The 16,337-nt window shown below is 39.8% G+C and carries 15 protein-coding genes, 1 tRNA gene and 1 pseudogene; 6 read left to right on the top strand and 11 right to left on the bottom strand.

The window, feature by feature from the left end; all coding sequences use genetic code 11:
- Positions 1 to 4: 4 nt before the first annotated feature.
- Positions 5 to 601 carry an SPOR domain-containing protein gene (locus FCN14_RS02920; RefSeq protein WP_138429591.1) on the top strand — a complete coding sequence of 199 codons (597 nt, stop codon included), beginning with the start codon at positions 5 to 7 and terminating at the stop codon, positions 599 to 601.
- Positions 602 to 820: 219 nt separating this feature from the next.
- Here the strand turns inward: FCN14_RS02920 and ychF are convergent, their stop codons facing one another.
- The 3 genes from ychF to nusB are packed head-to-tail and all read right to left on the bottom strand — an operon-like array spanning position 821 to position 3,103.
- Positions 821 to 1,915, bottom strand: a complete 1,095-nt coding sequence (ychF, locus tag FCN14_RS02915; RefSeq protein ID WP_138429590.1) for a redox-regulated ATPase YchF — start codon at positions 1,913 to 1,915, stop codon at positions 821 to 823.
- A 45-nt stretch (positions 1,916 to 1,960) separates the two neighbouring features.
- Positions 1,961 to 2,626 (bottom strand): metallophosphoesterase family protein, encoded by a 666-nt coding sequence (locus FCN14_RS02910; RefSeq protein ID WP_212747549.1) that lies wholly within the window; start codon positions 2,624 to 2,626, stop codon positions 1,961 to 1,963.
- Positions 2,627 to 2,638: 12 nt separating this feature from the next.
- Positions 2,639 to 3,103, bottom strand: a complete 465-nt coding sequence (gene nusB / locus FCN14_RS02905) for a transcription antitermination factor NusB (protein ID WP_138429588.1) — start codon at positions 3,101 to 3,103, stop codon at positions 2,639 to 2,641.
- A 330-nt stretch (positions 3,104 to 3,433) separates the two neighbouring features.
- Between nusB and FCN14_RS02900 the strand changes: the two genes are divergently transcribed.
- From FCN14_RS02900 to FCN14_RS16050, 5 genes and pseudogenes are all read left to right on the top strand, one after another.
- Positions 3,434 to 3,508: transfer RNA gene (locus FCN14_RS02900), tRNA-Val, on the top strand.
- A 564-nt stretch (positions 3,509 to 4,072) separates the two neighbouring features.
- On the top strand, positions 4,073 to 4,477 hold the full coding sequence (locus FCN14_RS02895) for a carboxymuconolactone decarboxylase family protein (protein ID WP_171032785.1): 405 nt from the start codon (positions 4,073 to 4,075) through the stop codon (positions 4,475 to 4,477).
- Positions 4,477 to 4,674 carry a hypothetical protein gene (locus tag FCN14_RS02890; protein ID WP_138429586.1) on the top strand — a complete coding sequence of 66 codons (198 nt, stop codon included), beginning with the start codon at positions 4,477 to 4,479 and terminating at the stop codon, positions 4,672 to 4,674. Before FCN14_RS02895 ends, FCN14_RS02890 begins: the two co-directional genes overlap by 1 nt.
- 407 nt (positions 4,675 to 5,081) lie before the next feature.
- Positions 5,082 to 5,861, top strand: coding sequence for a hypothetical protein (locus FCN14_RS02885; protein ID WP_138429585.1), 780 nt, complete (start codon positions 5,082 to 5,084; stop codon positions 5,859 to 5,861).
- A gap of 220 nt (positions 5,862 to 6,081) precedes the next feature.
- Positions 6,082 to 6,874 (top strand): annotated as a pseudogene (locus FCN14_RS16050) (alpha/beta hydrolase); the annotation flags it as partial.
- 236 nt (positions 6,875 to 7,110) lie between these two features.
- Here the strand turns inward: FCN14_RS16050 and FCN14_RS02875 are convergent.
- The 8 genes from FCN14_RS02875 to FCN14_RS02840 all read right to left on the bottom strand — a co-directional run bounded on the left by FCN14_RS02875 (position 7,111) and on the right by FCN14_RS02840 (position 16,056).
- Entirely contained in the window at positions 7,111 to 7,326 is a 216-nt protein-coding gene (locus FCN14_RS02875; protein WP_138429584.1) for an AbrB/MazE/SpoVT family DNA-binding domain-containing protein, read from the bottom strand.
- Positions 7,327 to 7,584: 258 nt separating this feature from the next.
- Positions 7,585 to 9,780, bottom strand: a complete 2,196-nt coding sequence (gene katG, locus FCN14_RS02870) for a catalase/peroxidase HPI (RefSeq protein WP_138429583.1) — start codon at positions 9,778 to 9,780, stop codon at positions 7,585 to 7,587.
- A gap of 789 nt (positions 9,781 to 10,569) precedes the next feature.
- The gene (locus FCN14_RS02865) at positions 10,570 to 11,607 is read right to left on the bottom strand and encodes a hypothetical protein (RefSeq protein ID WP_138429582.1); all 1,038 of its coding nucleotides are present in this window, start codon (positions 11,605 to 11,607) and stop codon (positions 10,570 to 10,572) included.
- Positions 11,608 to 11,733: 126 nt separating this feature from the next.
- Positions 11,734 to 12,420, bottom strand: a complete 687-nt coding sequence (gene phoU, locus FCN14_RS02860) for a phosphate signaling complex protein PhoU (protein ID WP_138429581.1) — start codon at positions 12,418 to 12,420, stop codon at positions 11,734 to 11,736.
- A gap of 33 nt (positions 12,421 to 12,453) precedes the next feature.
- Complete coding sequence (gene pstB, locus FCN14_RS02855) at positions 12,454 to 13,224, bottom strand: phosphate ABC transporter ATP-binding protein PstB (RefSeq protein ID WP_350354171.1); 771 nt, start codon at positions 13,222 to 13,224, stop codon at positions 12,454 to 12,456.
- Between the two features lie 88 nt (positions 13,225 to 13,312).
- Positions 13,313 to 14,170, bottom strand: coding sequence for a phosphate ABC transporter permease PstA (gene pstA / locus FCN14_RS02850; RefSeq protein WP_138429579.1), 858 nt, complete (start codon positions 14,168 to 14,170; stop codon positions 13,313 to 13,315).
- A complete protein-coding gene (gene pstC / locus FCN14_RS02845) occupies positions 14,163 to 15,038 on the bottom strand; it encodes a phosphate ABC transporter permease subunit PstC (protein ID WP_138429578.1) in 876 nt (291 codons plus the stop codon). The genes pstA and pstC overlap by 8 nt, the downstream gene beginning before the upstream one ends.
- Before the next feature lie 64 nt (positions 15,039 to 15,102).
- Positions 15,103 to 16,056, bottom strand: a complete 954-nt coding sequence (locus FCN14_RS02840) for a PstS family phosphate ABC transporter substrate-binding protein (protein WP_138429577.1) — start codon at positions 16,054 to 16,056, stop codon at positions 15,103 to 15,105.
- Positions 16,057 to 16,337: the final 281 nt, after the last annotated feature.

Below are 16,337 nucleotides of genomic sequence, written 5' to 3'. Positions count from 1 at the left end.
TAAAATGATTCAATACCCACGAAATACCATTTGTTTTCTTTTAATTGCTCTTTTAGCCATGCTATGGGGGTGCTCTACCTCTCAAAAAGCTACAAATAGGGATGGGCGAACAATAATAGCAGATACTGCAGGGGCTACTGAAGCAGTAGCACTACAACAATTACTCGATGATAACAGGAGCCAACTAAGCGATCTTCATATCACCCAACAACACGATATTCCGGCGAAATTTCTTAAAAGTGATTCTGCGAATAAGGCTTTTAACAGAGATCCATTTGAGGGCTACCGCGTGCAAATTCTTTCAACTCGTGATATCGCATTAGCTGATTCGGTTACGACCTCCTTTCGATTATGGGCTGATACTACTATCGCCGGTTATAATGCGAAAGCCTATCAATCGTTTCGGCAACCGTATTACAAGGTCCATATTGGAGATTTTCAGGATCGCGATAAAGCCAACAGTTTTTCTCAGCTCATTAAAGATCGCTATCCCAGTGCATGGGTTGTTCATGATCGTATCAATCCATCCGATGTGCCGGCCGACACCGCTTCATTTTCTTTCAAAAAGAATGAACAAGACTCCTTGTCTATTAATAACTGAGGAAGCTTGTAAATTCTTAAGCCTCATTTTACGGTGGTTCTTTCCCAGTTGCTATATGGTGTAACTGGAGGGCATTTTCCTCAGATCTTATGCAAAACTCTAACCTAAAAATATACTAGGTTAGCATTGTAAGCTTCTGCTGCTCTTTGTTTTACAATAGTGTATAATTTTAAAAAAGGTACGAACTTTTGCCCGTACCTTTCTCTTATTTTTTTTACGCTATACGTTGAAACGAAACAGCATTACATCGCCATCTTGCACAATATAGTCTTTGCCTTCCTGACGCATTTCACCGGCATCTTTGACCGCTTTTTCAGATCCCAACTCTTTATAGGTTTCATAGCTTACGGTTTCAGCCCGAATAAATCCGCGTTCAAAATCACTGTGAATAACCCCTGCAGCTTCGGGAGCTTTTGCACCTCTGCGAACAGTCCAAGCCCGGGTCTCTTTGGGACCGGTAGTAAAGTAAGTAATAAGTCCCAGCTCTTTATAGGCGGCTCTAATTAACCGTTCAAGACCCGCACTTTCTACACCAAGCTCATCCAGGAACATCTCACGTTCCTCTTCATCGAGTTCGGCAATCTCTTCTTCAATTTTGGCACAGAAAGTGACCACTTCGTCATCAAAGCGATCGGCAATTTCCTGTACTTCTTCTACCCATTCGTTACCGGTATCCAGATCTTCTTCAGAAACGTTGCATGCATAGAGTACTGGTTTGTCAGAGAGTAAAAAGAGCTCACGGTAGATCTCAGCTGCATCATCACCAATTTCGAATGTGCGGGCAGCATTGCCATTTTCTAAATGCTCTTTAAGATTCTCAACGATCTCCAGGTTTTTGAGATCTTCCTTTGCACCACTCTTGGCCTCTTTTTGAAGCGTTTCAACTTTCTTTTCAACGGACTCAAGGTCCTTGAGAATAAGCTCATCCTCGATAATGTGGACATCACGAGTGGGATCGACATCCCCTTCAACATGAATCACATTTTCATCATCAAAACAGCGAACAACATGTACGATAAGATCTACCTCGCGAATATGAGACAAGAAGGCATTCCCTTTCCCTTTTCCCTCGGAGGCACCCTTAACAAGACCGGCAATATCAACAAATTCAACACTGGTCGGGATTTTTTCATCTGATCCAACAATATCATAAAGGGTATCTAGTCGCTGGTCGGGTACCGGAACGACCCCAATATTAGGGTCGATGGTACAAAAAGGAAAATTCGCGGCATCAGCACCAGCATCACTTAAAGCATTAAAAAGAGTGGACTTTCCGACATTAGGAAGTCCTACAATTCCACAACGTAAACTCATGTGTTATAGGTGGTTAAAAATGTTAAAAATAAATTACTTGTAATTTTAGTCCAGGCAGTCTTGTTGAATAAACTCCACCTCAGGCAATTTTACTGCCGTCAATTTTCCGTACCCACTGCGAGAATAAACACAACCGGTATCAATACCGATCATCATATCTCGCTGCACCGGTTCTCTAGTAGGAGTGTGACCAAAAACAACGATCTTTTCCCAAGCGGTTTCAATTGTTTTTAAATGAGAACGCTCCCATAAAAATTCTTTAACTTCGTCCTCTTCTTTGATGCTTTGGCTAATGGTTTTGGCCGGTGAAAGGCCCGCATGTACAAAAAAGTAGTTATCAGTGTTGTAATACATTTGCGTATTCTCATAAAACTGTATATGCTCGTCCGGCAGGTGAGCCAACTCATTATCAATACCATAAGACTGCAATGTGGTTCGCCCTCCGTTCATCATCCACATAGAACGCTTATCCTTATGGACAGCATCAAGAAGCATCTGTTCATGGTTGCCTCGTAAAAATACTGTGTCTACTTCATTACGTAGATCCAGTAAGCGATCTACTACCTCCCTGGAATTAGGGCCACGATCAATATAGTCGCCTACAAAAACGAATTTACGATCTTTATAGGTCTCCAGCTTTTCAAGCAGAGCTTCCATTGACCGAAGACAACCGTGTATATCTCCGATAGCTATAAATTGCTGTTCATTCACTATGGGACAGGACTAAGAATTGAGCGAAGTTTCTATGAGTCCCCGACCCTTTTTCTCGATGCGTCCGTCTTTGTTAAGCTGGTTTAGGGCCGAGTCGAGGATACCATTTACAAAGTTACCGGACTTCTTTGTAGAATACTTCTTTGCCACTTCGATAGCCTCGTTCATTGAAACCTTAGTAGGAATCTGTTCAAAATAAAGAAATTCAGTAATAGCCATGCGCAATACCAGGCGATCAATTGTTGTAAGTCGCTCAATACGCCAGTTATTGATATGCTCGCTAATAATCTCGTCAATTTCATCCAGGTTATTTACGATCTTCAAAAAGAGGCGCTCAGCAAATTTAAAGGTGTCAGTGTCGCCGCTTACCTTTGGTTTTATTACTGATTTGATAATCTGGGTCCACTGCCCTTTGCCAACATCGCTGGCATATAATGCTTGTAAAACTGCTTCTCGTGCTTCTCTGCGTTGGGCCATTACTACTTCTTTGTTTAACTTCTTGGGAATCTTAAAAATACAAAACCTCCCTCAGAGCTGAAAGAAAAAAGGATTACTTATTAAGAGTTTTGCCAAACCGTCCTTTTGATTCATTATTAGTTTTTAGTGTCTTTTTAATCTTCATTTTTGGGAAATAACGTTCGTTTTGAAATTCAATCAAGCATTGATCTTAATCAAAAATCCTGTTTTTCCAATGGACTTCTTTTTGTCAAAATGAAGAATATCGAATTTTTGGAAATGATTTTTGCGATATAGTCCTAAAGATGAGTATATTAGGCGCTCTCGGGAAAACGCATCAGTTTCTTTCTTGGGTGCTTAGCTCAGTTGGTTTAGAGCGCTACCCCGACACGGTAGAGGTCGCAGGTTCGAATCCTGCAGCACCCACTCAAAAGCTTGGTAAGTCGCAAACTTGCCAAGCTTTTTTTATTGTCCCTCACATTAGTTCTTTTAATGCTATATCAATATGTGTGGACACCTCCTTCACCGGCCGGTAAAGAGGCAAAAACTTCCAGTGATCGCTTTGTCGCTGGTATCTTCCCCTCCCTTTTTAGATAATCCCGCTTTTTAACTCGGACGCACTTCGCCTGCACCTTGCATATTTTGTTTTCTGAGTGCCAACTACCAAACTAAAATCACATTCACAAAAATTCGTGCGTACTTTTTTTGCCAGAACATTAGGCTGCGTGGTAAAGCCTTCGCGTTTGGGTTCACCGTTTTTGCTATACTATTCAATTCATCTTTTACTGGATCCACAACGAGACCATAATAGGTCTTATCATATCTCATAAATAATATGTTATTCTTTGTGAAGAATTTCCCCACAAAAAATAAGTGGCAGATTGCACATTTTTACTACGCATTAGCTATTAACTTTGGGCGTTGGCTTGAGACGGCCACTCCATTTGTAATTACACATAAAAAATTGAATTGTAAAAAATGGAGGTCATTATGGCAACTTCGCGCAAACGATCTGAAGTTGAAAAGGAGATGAAGGAAACACTTGGTCTTGTCCCAAGTTTCTTCCAAGGCATTCGAGACGAGTTCTTCGATTATGAATGGGAGCTTTTTAAACGATTAGAGCTTGGTGAAACGCTGATTCCCAACAAGTATAAAGAGCTAATGGGTATCGCTCTCCACTCTGAAACTAAGTGCCAGTATTGCACGCTTTTCCATACCGAGGCCGCCAAGCTATTTGGTGCCACGGATGAAGAGATACAGGAAGCAATACATTATGCAAAAATGTCTTTGGGATGGAGTGCCTACCTAAATGGTATACAAACAGACTACGATATGTTCGCGGAAGAGATGGAACGTATTGTTGATTATATCAAAGAAAAAGAACCGGCAGAATAATGCGACTCGAATCTGTAGATTCGACCAAATACCGGGTAACGCTTCATACTTATGAACTGGCAGCCCTTATTTCTGCAGCCCGATGGGTTGTCAACGATGCTGGAGGTGAGATACCGAATGAAGCACGGGAACAATTATCCCGAATCGTAAACTCATATGATGCAGAATCTAAACGTATAAACAAGACTAAAAACTGATCCGATTTTAAAATTCAAATTAAACTAAAGGGACGGCTTGGGCTGTCTCTTTAGTTTATCAGTTGCTGCCCCATTGACTTATTCCAGCAAGGCGTTTATAGGCGAAAAATTCCTCCAGTGTTCGTAATTTGGATAGTAATGTATTTATTAACAGCTCTCCGTCGCAATTACTCACTCCATTGTCCATATCTTCCTTGGGTTAGTTACGGATTATACCCACTAATCTAAACCGGGACCTTCTTTTTGGAAAGATACCACTCATTTAGGGTGACAATCCTCTCAAAGCCTTGCCAATCTTTCGCTTTTTGGCTAATCTTACTTTTGTAAACCTCTTTAAAACCTTGGTGCCCGATCTTATGCGCTAGCACACTAAATAACCATGTGAAATAGATTAATTTATTTTAGCTATGATTTATAGCATCAGGAAAGCCTTGAATTATTCTTTGTCATTCTTGAGCAAAGTTATTTTACCTACACTATTCATTTTATTAATAGGTGATATTAAGAAAATACGTGCCCAAGACTCTGAAAAGCCAAGTTATTCATGTACTCAAGTAATCGGTTTTAGCCAAGTTGGACAAACCGGATCAAAGGATCAACCAGGCCCTGGATACGGTTGGTATATTGCAGGAGGAGTTTTTGAATCTGCCGTAGACGATAACCGTTGGCAATTGCTTTGGAAAAGCGGTGGTAGCGTTGATCAATGGGCAAATCCTGAATACGATGGTTGGGACCAAAGAATAGTATCTCCTTGCAAAAATAATGATGATTCTCCAGACCGTGTACTTTTTTCAATCAGTGGACTATATGGTAAGGACATTAAAGGGTGGTCAACAGCCATTGAAAAAGCAGTAAATACCATACAACATAAATTACCTACCGCAGAAATAATTATTTTACAGCCAGTAGTAGGTGGACCCAATGGTGATACCTGTCCTTGCACTCGCAACTGTAATTTTGAAAATTCACCTTTCAAAAAAACTTTTAAAGAAGTACGAGCTTCTTGGCAACATTCATATATCGGAAAGGCAATTGAGCAAATAATCGCAAGCCCGATGAAAGAAATTACCGTTAAAGGTTATTTCCCACAGGTGGGATCTTGTTCACATTACATAGATGGACTTGGTCATTTAACTAAAGAAGGAGGCAAATACGTTGGAGAAAAGCTTGGCAACGATTATAAATAAGATCATGTAAAACTTAGTCTATGACCTCCAATGTCAAGTACACATCAATATTGAGGCGGCATATTCATTTACCTATACTTTAGTGCCACTCCGTTAGATCTTTACCTCACTCTCATTGTTCACCTCTTAATTCACCTGATTGATAATATGTAATATTATCAATCATTAGTCCTTCCTTTTTATGGGCGGAAAGATTTCTATAAAATCTGTTTACATAACGGCAACAGTCGTATGTGTTCATCCAGGCAGCAGTTGTAAAGAGCAGACTGCTGGAATCTTCGCAGAGAAACTTGCAAAACTCGGATATGTAACCATCGTATTTGATGCCTCTTTCCAGGGAGAAAGTGAAGGATAACCGCGATATATTGAAGATCCCGCCACTCGTGTAGAAGATGTACGCTGTGCAGTAGACTATCTAACAACGCTTGGTTACGTTGATAATAATCGCATTGGCGTACTAGGTGTTTGTGCAGGCAGCAGGTATACAGCCAAAAGCAGCAATGACAGAACGCCGAATAAAAGCCGTTGGTACCGTTGTGCCAGCTAACTTAGGCCGAACATATCGTGAAGGCGACGGTTCTCTCAATGCTGCTATCAAAACATTAGAGACAATTGCCAAACAGCGTACAGCAGAAGCCAATGGAGAAGAGCCCAATATCACCAACTGGATACCTAATTCCCCGGAAGAAAGAGAAGAAGCCGGAATTACAGATATCGATATTGTAGAAGCTGTAAAATATTATTGCACACCGAGAGGTCAGCATCCTAATTCTCCTAATAAGTTACGTTTTACCAGTATGGATGGTGTACTTGCTTTTGATGCCTTTAATTTGGCCGAGTAGTTGCTTACCCAGCCTTTACAAATAATCATCGATGATATCCCCGGAGGATTCGGTTCACACAGAGATGGATATGAACTTTTCAATAGCGCAGCTTCAGATGATAAGCATTTGTTTGTTGTTCAAGGGGCAAGTCATTATGATTTATATGACCAACCGGAATATGTAAGCTAAGCTGTTGACCAACTGAAATCTTTCTTTGGAGTACAACTTTAGAGGATCCATTTATAAATATTATACATTTCCTTCGAATGCTGGCAGGAATCTGCCAGCATTTTTTTAGATTTTATTCCTATTTGTAATGTTTTATCCCCTTCAAAAGGAAAATGTCAATCCGCCGGTCGGCGGACTCATTCAGTGTGTTTATTTCTAATGTAATTTAAAAAAAATATCAGGTTCTTAGCTGTTAATTAAAGCTCCTTTAAGACTTTTTTATATTCACTGTTAGCTTGTCTGTAAACTTCTGCCCACTCTTCAAATTCTGAATCCATATGCTTTAGCATTAAACCATCCCCCCTTTTTTCTATATTTAATTTGTCACCTATATTTAAATGCAGTTTGTCTACAAGCTCTTTAGGTATCACAATTGCTACGTCATTACCGATTTTTTTAATTTTCGTTTCCATATCAACCCCATTCTTCTGTAATATATTTATGCTACACAGGTAAGTATTTTACTCTCCCTTTTAATACCGTGTAATCATATCAACTATAAATATTCAAATATCATTCTCTTGACTAGGCCTTTCTTTTATGCCGGCTATAATTATTATTAAAAATAAAAAAGGGACAACCCAATATGAGCTGTCCCTTTAATTTAAAGTTTGGAATCAGTTAAGTTGATTACCAGTTTAACTGTATTACCATATCAACTGATCATAGATTTAGTCAAGATCAAAACGATCAAGGTTCATTACTTTATCCCAGGCTGCTACAAAGTCCTCAACGAACTTCTCTTCAGCATCATCAGTTGCATAGACTTCTGCTAATGCCCGCAGCTCTGAATTTGAACCGAATATCAGGTCTGCTCGAGTACCCGTCCATTCAACTTCTCCTGTATTACGATCACGTCCCTCGAATACTTGTTGGTCATCCGACTTGGCTTCCCAGGTCGTACTCATGTCAAGGAGATTTGTAAAGAAGTCGTTGGTTAAGGAACCGGGTTCATCGGTAAATACGCCATGATCAGAGCCATCGTAATTAGTATCCAGCACGCGCATGCCCCCAAGTAGTACCGTCATTTCCGGTGCAGTCAGGCTCATAAGTTGTGCTTTGTCTACCAGCAGCTCTTCTTCAGTGGCATTGCGATTGGTATTACAATAGTTGCGGAAACCATCTGCATCAGGTTTTAACCACTCAAAAGATTCTTCATCCGTCTGTTCAGCAGTAGCATCTGCTCGGCCCGGAGTAAAAGGAACCTCCACGTCGTGTCCGCCATCTTTAGCTGCTTTTTCCACGGCAGCACATCCCCCGAGTACTATAAGATCAGCTAGTGATACTTTTTTATCACCAGATTGAGAACCATTAAATGATTCCTGTATCTCTTCTAGGGTTGATAGCACTTTTGCCAATTGTTCAGGATTATTTACCTCCCAATCTTTCTGTGGAGCTAAACGAACCCGAGCCCCGTTGGCTCCGCCCCGTTTATCAGAATCTCTATAAGTCGATGCAGAAGCCCATGCGGCAGAAACCAACTCAGAAATAGTAAGATCGGAATCAAGGATCTCCTCTTTCAACTCAGCAATATCTTCTTCATTGATAAGTTCATGATCAACTGCCGGAATGGGATCTTGCCATAGCAAATCCTCTTCAGGTACTTCGGGACCCAGATATCGATTTTTGGGACCCATATCACGATGGATTAGCTTAAACCAAGCACGAGCAAAGGCATCGGCAAATTCATCCGGATTTTCATAAAATCGCTTCGATATTTTCCTATAGTCAGGATCTGCTTTCAAAGCAAGATCCGTGGTGAGCATCATCGGATCATTCTTTTTAGACGAATCATGAGCATCAGGAACCGTGTTTTTGGCTTCTTCATTTTTAGGTTCCCACTGCCAGGCGCCGGCAGGACTTTTTGTCAACTCCCATTCATATTCAAATAAATTTTCGAAAAAGCCCATATCCCATTCAATAGGATTACTGGTCCAGGCTCCTTCTAACCCACTTGAGACAGTATCACCGGCTTTTCCGCTACCGTAATCACTTTGCCAGCCAAGTCCCTGTTGCTCAATAGATGCAGCCTCAGGTTCAGGACCTTTATGATCTTCAGGAGCAGCGCCATGCACTTTACCAAAAGTATGTCCACCGGCGATGAGAGCAACGGTTTCTTCATCATCCATCGCCATTCTTGCAAATGATTGACGAATAAATTTCGCCGCTTTTTCAGGATCGGGATCAGCATTAGGCCCTTCTGGATTTACATATATGAGTCCCATATGGTCAGCGGCAAGACGGCCTTCGAGATTTCCATCCTTATCGTGGCGCTCATCAGCTAACATTTCATGTTCCGGTCCCCAATTAACGTCTTTTTCAGGTTCCCAGATATCTTCACGACCACCCCCAAAACCGAAGGTCTCAAAACCCATCGATTCCAGTGCACAGTTGCCTGCTAGAATCATCAGATCGGCCCACGAAATTTTCTTACCATACTTTTTCTTTACAGGCCATAATAATCGACGTGCTTTATCAAGGTTAACATTATCGGGCCAGCTGTTAAGGGGTGCAAAACGCTGATTACCGGTACTACCTCCTCCGCGCCCATCTGCTACGCGATAGGTTCCTGCACTGTGCCAAGCCATACGAATGAAAAGTCCACCGTAATGCCCCCAGTCTGCTGGCCACCAATCTTGTGAATCAGTCATCAAGTCATATAGATCTTGCTTCACTTCATTCAGATCTAACTTTTCAAACTCTTCAGCATAGTCAAAGTCTTCCCCCATTGGATCAGAGAGTGAGGAATGTTGACGTAGAATATCTAGATTCAGTTTGTTCGGCCACCAATCTTCATTTTTTGTGCCTCCCCCTGCACTTTGCTTAGGAGCTCCGTTATGAAAAGGACATTTACTTTCATTTTCCATAGTCTTTTTACCCGTATTTTCTGATGAGTTATGATTTTATTATTGCCAGAATTTATTTCATTCAAACATTTAATTATTTGCAGTACTTTACCAATAGTTATTTACTATAGACTCTATTTTATTTAGTTATCTGAGTTTCTGTATCCATATCTTCTCCTATCTTAAACTGATCAAATTTTACACAAAATACTATCAGTAATATCTGTTTTTATGATCGTATTATATAAAGAAGAAAGAAGATCATTTAAATACCAACTACTCTTCATAATTTAGAATTGATACATGGAGATCTAAGGAATTTATTCAGACACACCCTATCTGATGAAGAAATGTGAGGCTAGCTCAGTACGGCTTGTGTAGAGTTAATCTTTCGATAGTAGCCTCTCGATACCATAAAGACACCTACTATTTAACTCTAACCAAGAGATAAATATCAAATAAGGAATTTAAAAATATCGAGGGCTTTAGAGGTAAATTTAAAAGTATCCAGAAATGAGGTTCAGAACTAAAAATATCTTTCAATATTCAGCATAATTAAATACATAAAGTCTAACATATGATCTTGGATACTATTTATTTGAAGCTATTCCCAACAAGGTTAATCCTATAAATCGGTCGGGGAGATTTTTCACTATATAATGCAAAGTGAGAAAAGGTGATTGCATCGTTGCTCGTGCATTTAGCAACACTCCCACCCCTTCTTTCGCAAAAAAGTTCTAAATTCAGTAGCAAATAAAAAAGCCCTGCTTGCTAAGATAGCAAGCAGGGCAAAAAGTACGTTTTCTTTGTCTAGAACTTGTAGAAAAGTGTTAGACGTGGAATTAGGTCAGTATCTGGTTGTGGGCCAATTACTGGGTCACCATACACAATGGCTTCGATATTGGGCATTAGGCGGATGTTGTCTTCAAGCTTAAAGTCTACTCCCCCAACGATAAAAGTAGGTTCTGCATTTTCCGCAAATGGGATGTACGAATTACTACTCCCACCTACATACGGATCAAATAGGTGATCAACCCGTAAGAAGCCCTTTGTATTTTCATTAAAGGCCATATTTGTAAATGCTGAGACCAAGTCTAGTTTTGTTGCCGGTACTCCCAACGTTCCATCTATATGTCGATTTGCATATAAAGCCCCAAAATTAAAGTTATCAGACTGATAGCCACCAAAAAATTGTATCGTTTTACTATCAGTTTTTGAGGGATCATCGGCTGAATCATTCCAGTCACCATAAACCTCAACAACAAAATGTTCGGTTATCTCATATCCTAAGGAGAGCATAAGTTTTTTGCCCTTGTTAACCTCGGCCTTATTGCTATTTCCATTTCCTGCAAAGAAGTGATAGTTAAGCTTATCCGCCAGTTCCCCTTTGAAAGAAAGCCCCATATCCCGGGAACTGCCGAAATCAAACAGATCAAGTGGTGACTTCTCTACCGATCGATATCCCCATACATCTTCTACAAGCCCCCAGGTGGGAGTAGATGAGATACCGGCCAAAATTTGATGCTGCTCATTTTGCCATTTCAGATAGGCATCTTTAACATTCGGAATCATTTTAACGCTGCTTGAAAAATCTCCAGGATTACTCATGGAAAAACGCAAGCGACTTGAAAAAGAATCACTAAATTTACGCTCATACGTTAGATAGATACGACGAAACCAGAATCCGTTCTGACCTTCAATATCATCATTATTGTTTTGAGCCATCCAATAGTAGTCGCTGAATATTTTGCCTTTAAGTACACCCTTTTCACCAACTTTAACCTGAGCCTGAGTTAAAATTGGTAATGTACATAGTAAGCCTATGCATATTGCGAAAATGCGTTTCATAGTATCAATTTAGTTTTAAGTGCTGATCTTTTTTGTGTGCTATAAAAAATATGCAGGATTAAATGAGGTATTGAACAGTTTCAAGCAACCTGCAAACCCGATAAAATAAAATCTGGCAAGTACTATTTACGTACTTTTATTGTTATTTGAGTTCCGTTTTTTATGCTTAAGAACTTTAGCTTCCATATAGAAGATGAGCTCTTCAGCAATATTCTTAGTTAAATCGCCAACCCTTTCTAATTTTCGAATAATAGAAAAGAGGTATAAGTAGTTTTGAGTCTGCTCAACATCTTCCTGAATTAATTTGGCCGTTACTTCAGATGTCTCGCGATTTATCTTATTTAAGGTCTTATCAAGTTTAAAAACCTTACGTGCGAGTTCGGTATCCTCGGTAATAAAGGCATTAAAGACGTTACTCATCATTTTGATGGAGGTATCATACATCACTTTCAGTCGCATAGACTCAAAAGTTTTATCCTCAATAGGCCTTCCAAAATCTACAATATACTTTGCAATACTATTGGCATGGTCTCCCACCCTTTCAAGATCAGAGTTAATTTTGAAAGCAGCCATTACAAACCTAAGGTCTACGGCTACCGGATTATGTAAGGCCAACAGTTCCTCACAATCTCGATCGATCGTAAGTTCCAGACTGTCAACTCGTTTTTCATTGGCCATAATTTCATGGGCCAGTTCCTCATCAAAACTATCGAGCGCCTTTTGTCCTTTCTCGAGTTGATTCTTAACCAAAAACATCAACTCCAGTACGTTATCTTTTAATAACTTTATTTCAGTATCGATGTGCTGTGACATATGATGATCCTTTTATAATATTTTGGCTTGCAATTATCCAAATCGACCAGTGATGTAGTTTTGGGTTCGGTCTTTTTCGGGATTGGTAAATATCTTTTGAGTATCACCATACTCAATAAGCGATCCCATATACAAAAATGCCGTATTATCACTAACTCGACCCGCTTGTTGCATATTATGCGTAACAATTACAATAGTATAATTCTTTTTTAGCTCGTGAACCAGATCTTCAATCTTCCCGGATGAAATGGGATCTAATGCCGAAGTGGGTTCATCCATCAACAGTACAGAAGGTTTTACGGCCAGGGCCCGGGCAATACATAGGCGCTGTTGCTGTCCTCCAGAAAGAGATAAAGCAGATTTGTCTAAATTATCCTCAATTTCACTGAATAGAGTTGCCTGTTTTAGTGAAGTAATAACACGTTCTTCAATGAAATCCTCATCCTTAATACCCTGTATTCGCAGGCCATAGGCTACATTTTCATAAATTGACTTTGGAAATGGGTTCGGTTTCTGGAACACCATACCTACCGTCTTTCTAAGTTCTTCTACCTTCACATCGGGATCATAGATGTTTTTATCATCCAGTAAAATATTCCCGTTCATGCTAAATCCATCTATATAATCGTTCATACGATTGAACAACCGCAAAAAAGTGGATTTACCACATCCCGAGGGACCAATAAAAGCAGTAATTGATTTTTCGAGAATCCCAAGGCTAATATTATTAATAGCCTTAAAATCGTCATAAAAAACATCTACATTTTTGGCATGCAGTTTATAATTTTGGGTCTTGGAATCCATTTTAGGCTTCGTCTTTTCTTGCGTTGCCTTTGGATTTTTTGTTTCCGATTCCATGATCATTTTTCACTAAATTGAAAATATATAATGTTTACCAGTTCATTTTGTTTTGCCAGCGGTTTCTCAGATATACCGCAATACCATTCATTATAAAAGTTATCAATAAGAGGACGATAATAGCTGCTGCAGCATTTATGACAAATTCATGTTGTGGACGCGACACCCAGTTAAAGATCTGTATGGGAAGTACTGTAAACTCATCCATCGGTCCCTGTGGAGCAAAAGGCACATAGGCCAAGGCCCCCACAACGATAAGGGGCGCTGTCTCGCCTACCGCCCGAGAAAGGGCTAATATAACTCCTGTCAAGATGCCTCCAAAAGATGCCGGTAATATTTGATTCCAGATAGTTTGCCACTTCGAAGCTCCCAATGCATTAGATGCATCGCGAATAGAACTAGGTACAGCACTAATAGCTTCCCGAGTTGAAACAATAATAATGGGTAATATTAATAGAGCTAACGTCAGTGAGCCAGCTAATATACTATTTCCCATTCGCATAATACGCACAAAGGCTTCAAGACCAAGCAAACCATAAATTACGGAAGGAACCCCTGCCAGATTTGCAATATTGATCTCTAAAATTTTTGCCAGCTTATTTTTCTTACCATACTCTTCCAGGTAGATACCGGCACCAACACCTAACGGAAATGATATAATGGTCGTAAGTATCAGTACCCAAAGTGTACCAATCCATGCGGTATAAATACCCGACTGCTCAGCAAAACGAGAAGGTAAACTTGACATAAACTCCCAGCTTAACCGATCTATTCCCTGGTAGATAATAAAACCGATAAAAACAGCGAGTATTAGTACACAAGCAACGGTTGTACTAATGCCAAGTATGCGGAATGCTTTATCTTTAAATTTACTTGTATCCGTACTATTCATATTTCTGTTGGTATCTGGCTTTAATCCAGTAACTAATATTATTGAGTATAAAAGTGAACACAAAGAGGGTAATACCTGCTGCAAAGATAGTCTGGTAGGCTATTGATCCGTGAGGTACATCCCCCATACTTATCTGAACAATATAAGAGGTAATAGTTTGGATGGGAACCATTGGATCAAATGTGAACCTGGGCTGACTACCTGCGGCAATAGCTACAATCATGGTCTCTCCTATAGCACGAGAGATTGCTAATATAGCCGAAACAATAATTCCGGAAGATGCTGCGGGTACCATCACTTTAAAAGCAGTCTGGAATTTCGTAGATCCCATTCCAAAAGAGGCCTGCCGCAAAGAATCAGGAACCGCACTCAATGCGTCTTCACTTAAGGAAGAAACAAAAGGAATAATCATTATCCCCATTACTATACCGGGTGATAAGGCGTTGAACCCAGAAAGTCCCGGAATAAATGATTGTAGAATAGGAGTAACAATCATAAGCGCAAAGAAACCATATACTACTGTAGGCACTACAGCCAAGATTTCCAGCATCGGTTTTAGAACTTTCTTGACCTTTTTGGGAGCATACTCATTCAAATATACTGCAATAATAATACCCGTGGGTAATGCTACTGCAATAGCAATAAAAGCTGTTAAGGCTGTACCACTCAATAAAGGAAGTATACCGTAGTTCTTTTGTGTGAATAGTGGAGTCCACTGGGTAGATGTTGCAAATTCTACAATGGATACTTCTCCAAAAAAGCTAAAAGCCTCTATGGCTAAGATAAGTATGATGCCCACTGTTGTAAGCACCGTTACCAGCGCACAAGCCGCCAGTATCTTTTCAATAATTTTTTCTTTTAACCTCATATTTATCTGCTAGAGCTAAAAAGATAAGGCTGCCGTCAAAACAACCGCAGCCTTATATGTAATTCTATTTTGCTGAAGATGTTGAATCTACTTGTGAATGGAATTTCTTGAACTTTTCCTTCTGTGCTTTGTAAGCAGAATCTGGCATAGGTACATATCCAATCTGCTTGGAAAGTGTTGGCGCTTTGTCCAAGTAGAAGTTGATAAATTTCTGAACATTTTTTTCTTGTGCAGCCTCTTTTCGAACGTAGATGAAAAGAGGTCGGGATAATGGTGAATACGTATTATTAGAAACGGTGTTAAGTGAAGGCTTTACTACTTTCCCGTTTTCGTTTTCAATAGGTACAAGCTTTAGCTTATCCATATTTTCTTCATAATAAGCAAGACCAAAGAACCCAAGAGCAGAATCATCCGTACTTACGCCTTGTACAAGCACATTGTCATCCTCACTGGCTGTGAAGTCACCGCGACTGGCACCACTCTCCCCTACAATAGCTTCAGTAAAATAGTCATAGGTTCCTGAAGCAACACCAGGACCAAAGAGGTGTAGTTCTTTATCCGGCCATTCATCACGAATATCACTCCATTTTGTGACTTCGCCCTGTGCCGACGGCTCCCAGATTGTTTTTAATTCTTCGACGGTAAAATGGTCAACCCAATCGTTTTCAGGATTAACAACTACAGCAAGACCGTCAAATGCTACAGAAAGGCGTAAATACTCAATACCATTTTCTTTCGCTGTTTTAACTTCACTCGGCTTTATTTCGCGAGAAGCATTATTAATATCTGTATCCCCGCGTAAGAACTTTTGGAATCCACCACCAGTTCCGGAAACACCTACCGTTACCCGAACATTGGGTGCTTCTTTTCTGAACTCCTCGGCAGCAGCCTCAGTAATAGGGAAAACTGTGCTTGAACCGTCAATTTTAATTTCATTATTGCCTTCCGATCCACCAGAACCGCATGAGACAATAAACAATCCGCTGAATATAACGAGTGCTAAAAGCTTTTTAACCATTTTAAGTTAATTTAAGAATTGAGTTATGATGTGTTTGGCATGCTAATCTTACGGAGTCCAAAGGTATCTTAAATTTTGGAACCTAGTGTTAACTCAATATTAAGATTTAACTATTTAGCTCTAGAAAAGACACACCTGAAGCATACAATCATTGCTTGCATATATTTTGATATCGCCGACTGCGCAAAAATACATTAATAAAAATACCCTAAAGACTTTGCTTCTAATATTGTACCTTAATCTCTTAAGATTCTGAAAAGCAATAAGAAAATAACTAACAT

Origin of the sequence: Fodinibius saliphilus (assembly GCF_005869845.1) — a bacterium.
GTDB classification, from domain to species: Bacteria; Bacteroidota; Rhodothermia; order Balneolales; family Balneolaceae; genus Fodinibius; species Fodinibius saliphilus.
Note: the sequence above shows the minus strand (reverse complement) of the source record. Positions and strands in the feature narration are given on the sequence as shown.

What these genes read in the sequence shown, in the direction of transcription:
- pstA (WP_138429579.1), bottom strand. Translation starts at nt 14,170, where the DNA reads ATGAATAGTACGGATACAAGTAAATTTAAAGATAAAGCATTCCGCATA.
- phoU (WP_138429581.1), bottom strand. Translation starts at nt 12,420, where the DNA reads ATGTCACAGCACATCGATACTGAAATAAAGTTATTAAAAGATAACGTA.
- pstB (WP_350354171.1), bottom strand. Translation starts at nt 13,224, where the DNA reads ATGGATTCCAAGACCCAAAATTATAAACTGCATGCCAAAAATGTAGAT.
- katG (WP_138429583.1), bottom strand. Translation starts at nt 9,780, where the DNA reads ATGGAAAATGAAAGTAAATGTCCTTTTCATAACGGAGCTCCTAAGCAA.
- FCN14_RS02875 (WP_138429584.1), bottom strand. Translation starts at nt 7,326, where the DNA reads ATGGAAACGAAAATTAAAAAAATCGGTAATGACGTAGCAATTGTGATA.
- FCN14_RS02890 (WP_138429586.1), top strand. Translation starts at nt 4,477, where the DNA reads ATGCGACTCGAATCTGTAGATTCGACCAAATACCGGGTAACGCTTCAT.
- FCN14_RS02865 (WP_138429582.1), bottom strand. Translation starts at nt 11,607, where the DNA reads ATGAAACGCATTTTCGCAATATGCATAGGCTTACTATGTACATTACCA.
- FCN14_RS02840 (WP_138429577.1), bottom strand. Translation starts at nt 16,056, where the DNA reads ATGGTTAAAAAGCTTTTAGCACTCGTTATATTCAGCGGATTGTTTATT.
- FCN14_RS02895 (WP_171032785.1), top strand. Translation starts at nt 4,073, where the DNA reads ATGGCAACTTCGCGCAAACGATCTGAAGTTGAAAAGGAGATGAAGGAA.
- FCN14_RS02920 (WP_138429591.1), top strand. Translation starts at nt 5, where the DNA reads ATGATTCAATACCCACGAAATACCATTTGTTTTCTTTTAATTGCTCTT.
- nusB (WP_138429588.1), bottom strand. Translation starts at nt 3,103, where the DNA reads ATGGCCCAACGCAGAGAAGCACGAGAAGCAGTTTTACAAGCATTATAT.
- pstC (WP_138429578.1), bottom strand. Translation starts at nt 15,038, where the DNA reads ATGAGGTTAAAAGAAAAAATTATTGAAAAGATACTGGCGGCTTGTGCG.
- ychF (WP_138429590.1), bottom strand. Translation starts at nt 1,915, where the DNA reads ATGAGTTTACGTTGTGGAATTGTAGGACTTCCTAATGTCGGAAAGTCC.
- FCN14_RS02885 (WP_138429585.1), top strand. Translation starts at nt 5,082, where the DNA reads ATGATTTATAGCATCAGGAAAGCCTTGAATTATTCTTTGTCATTCTTG.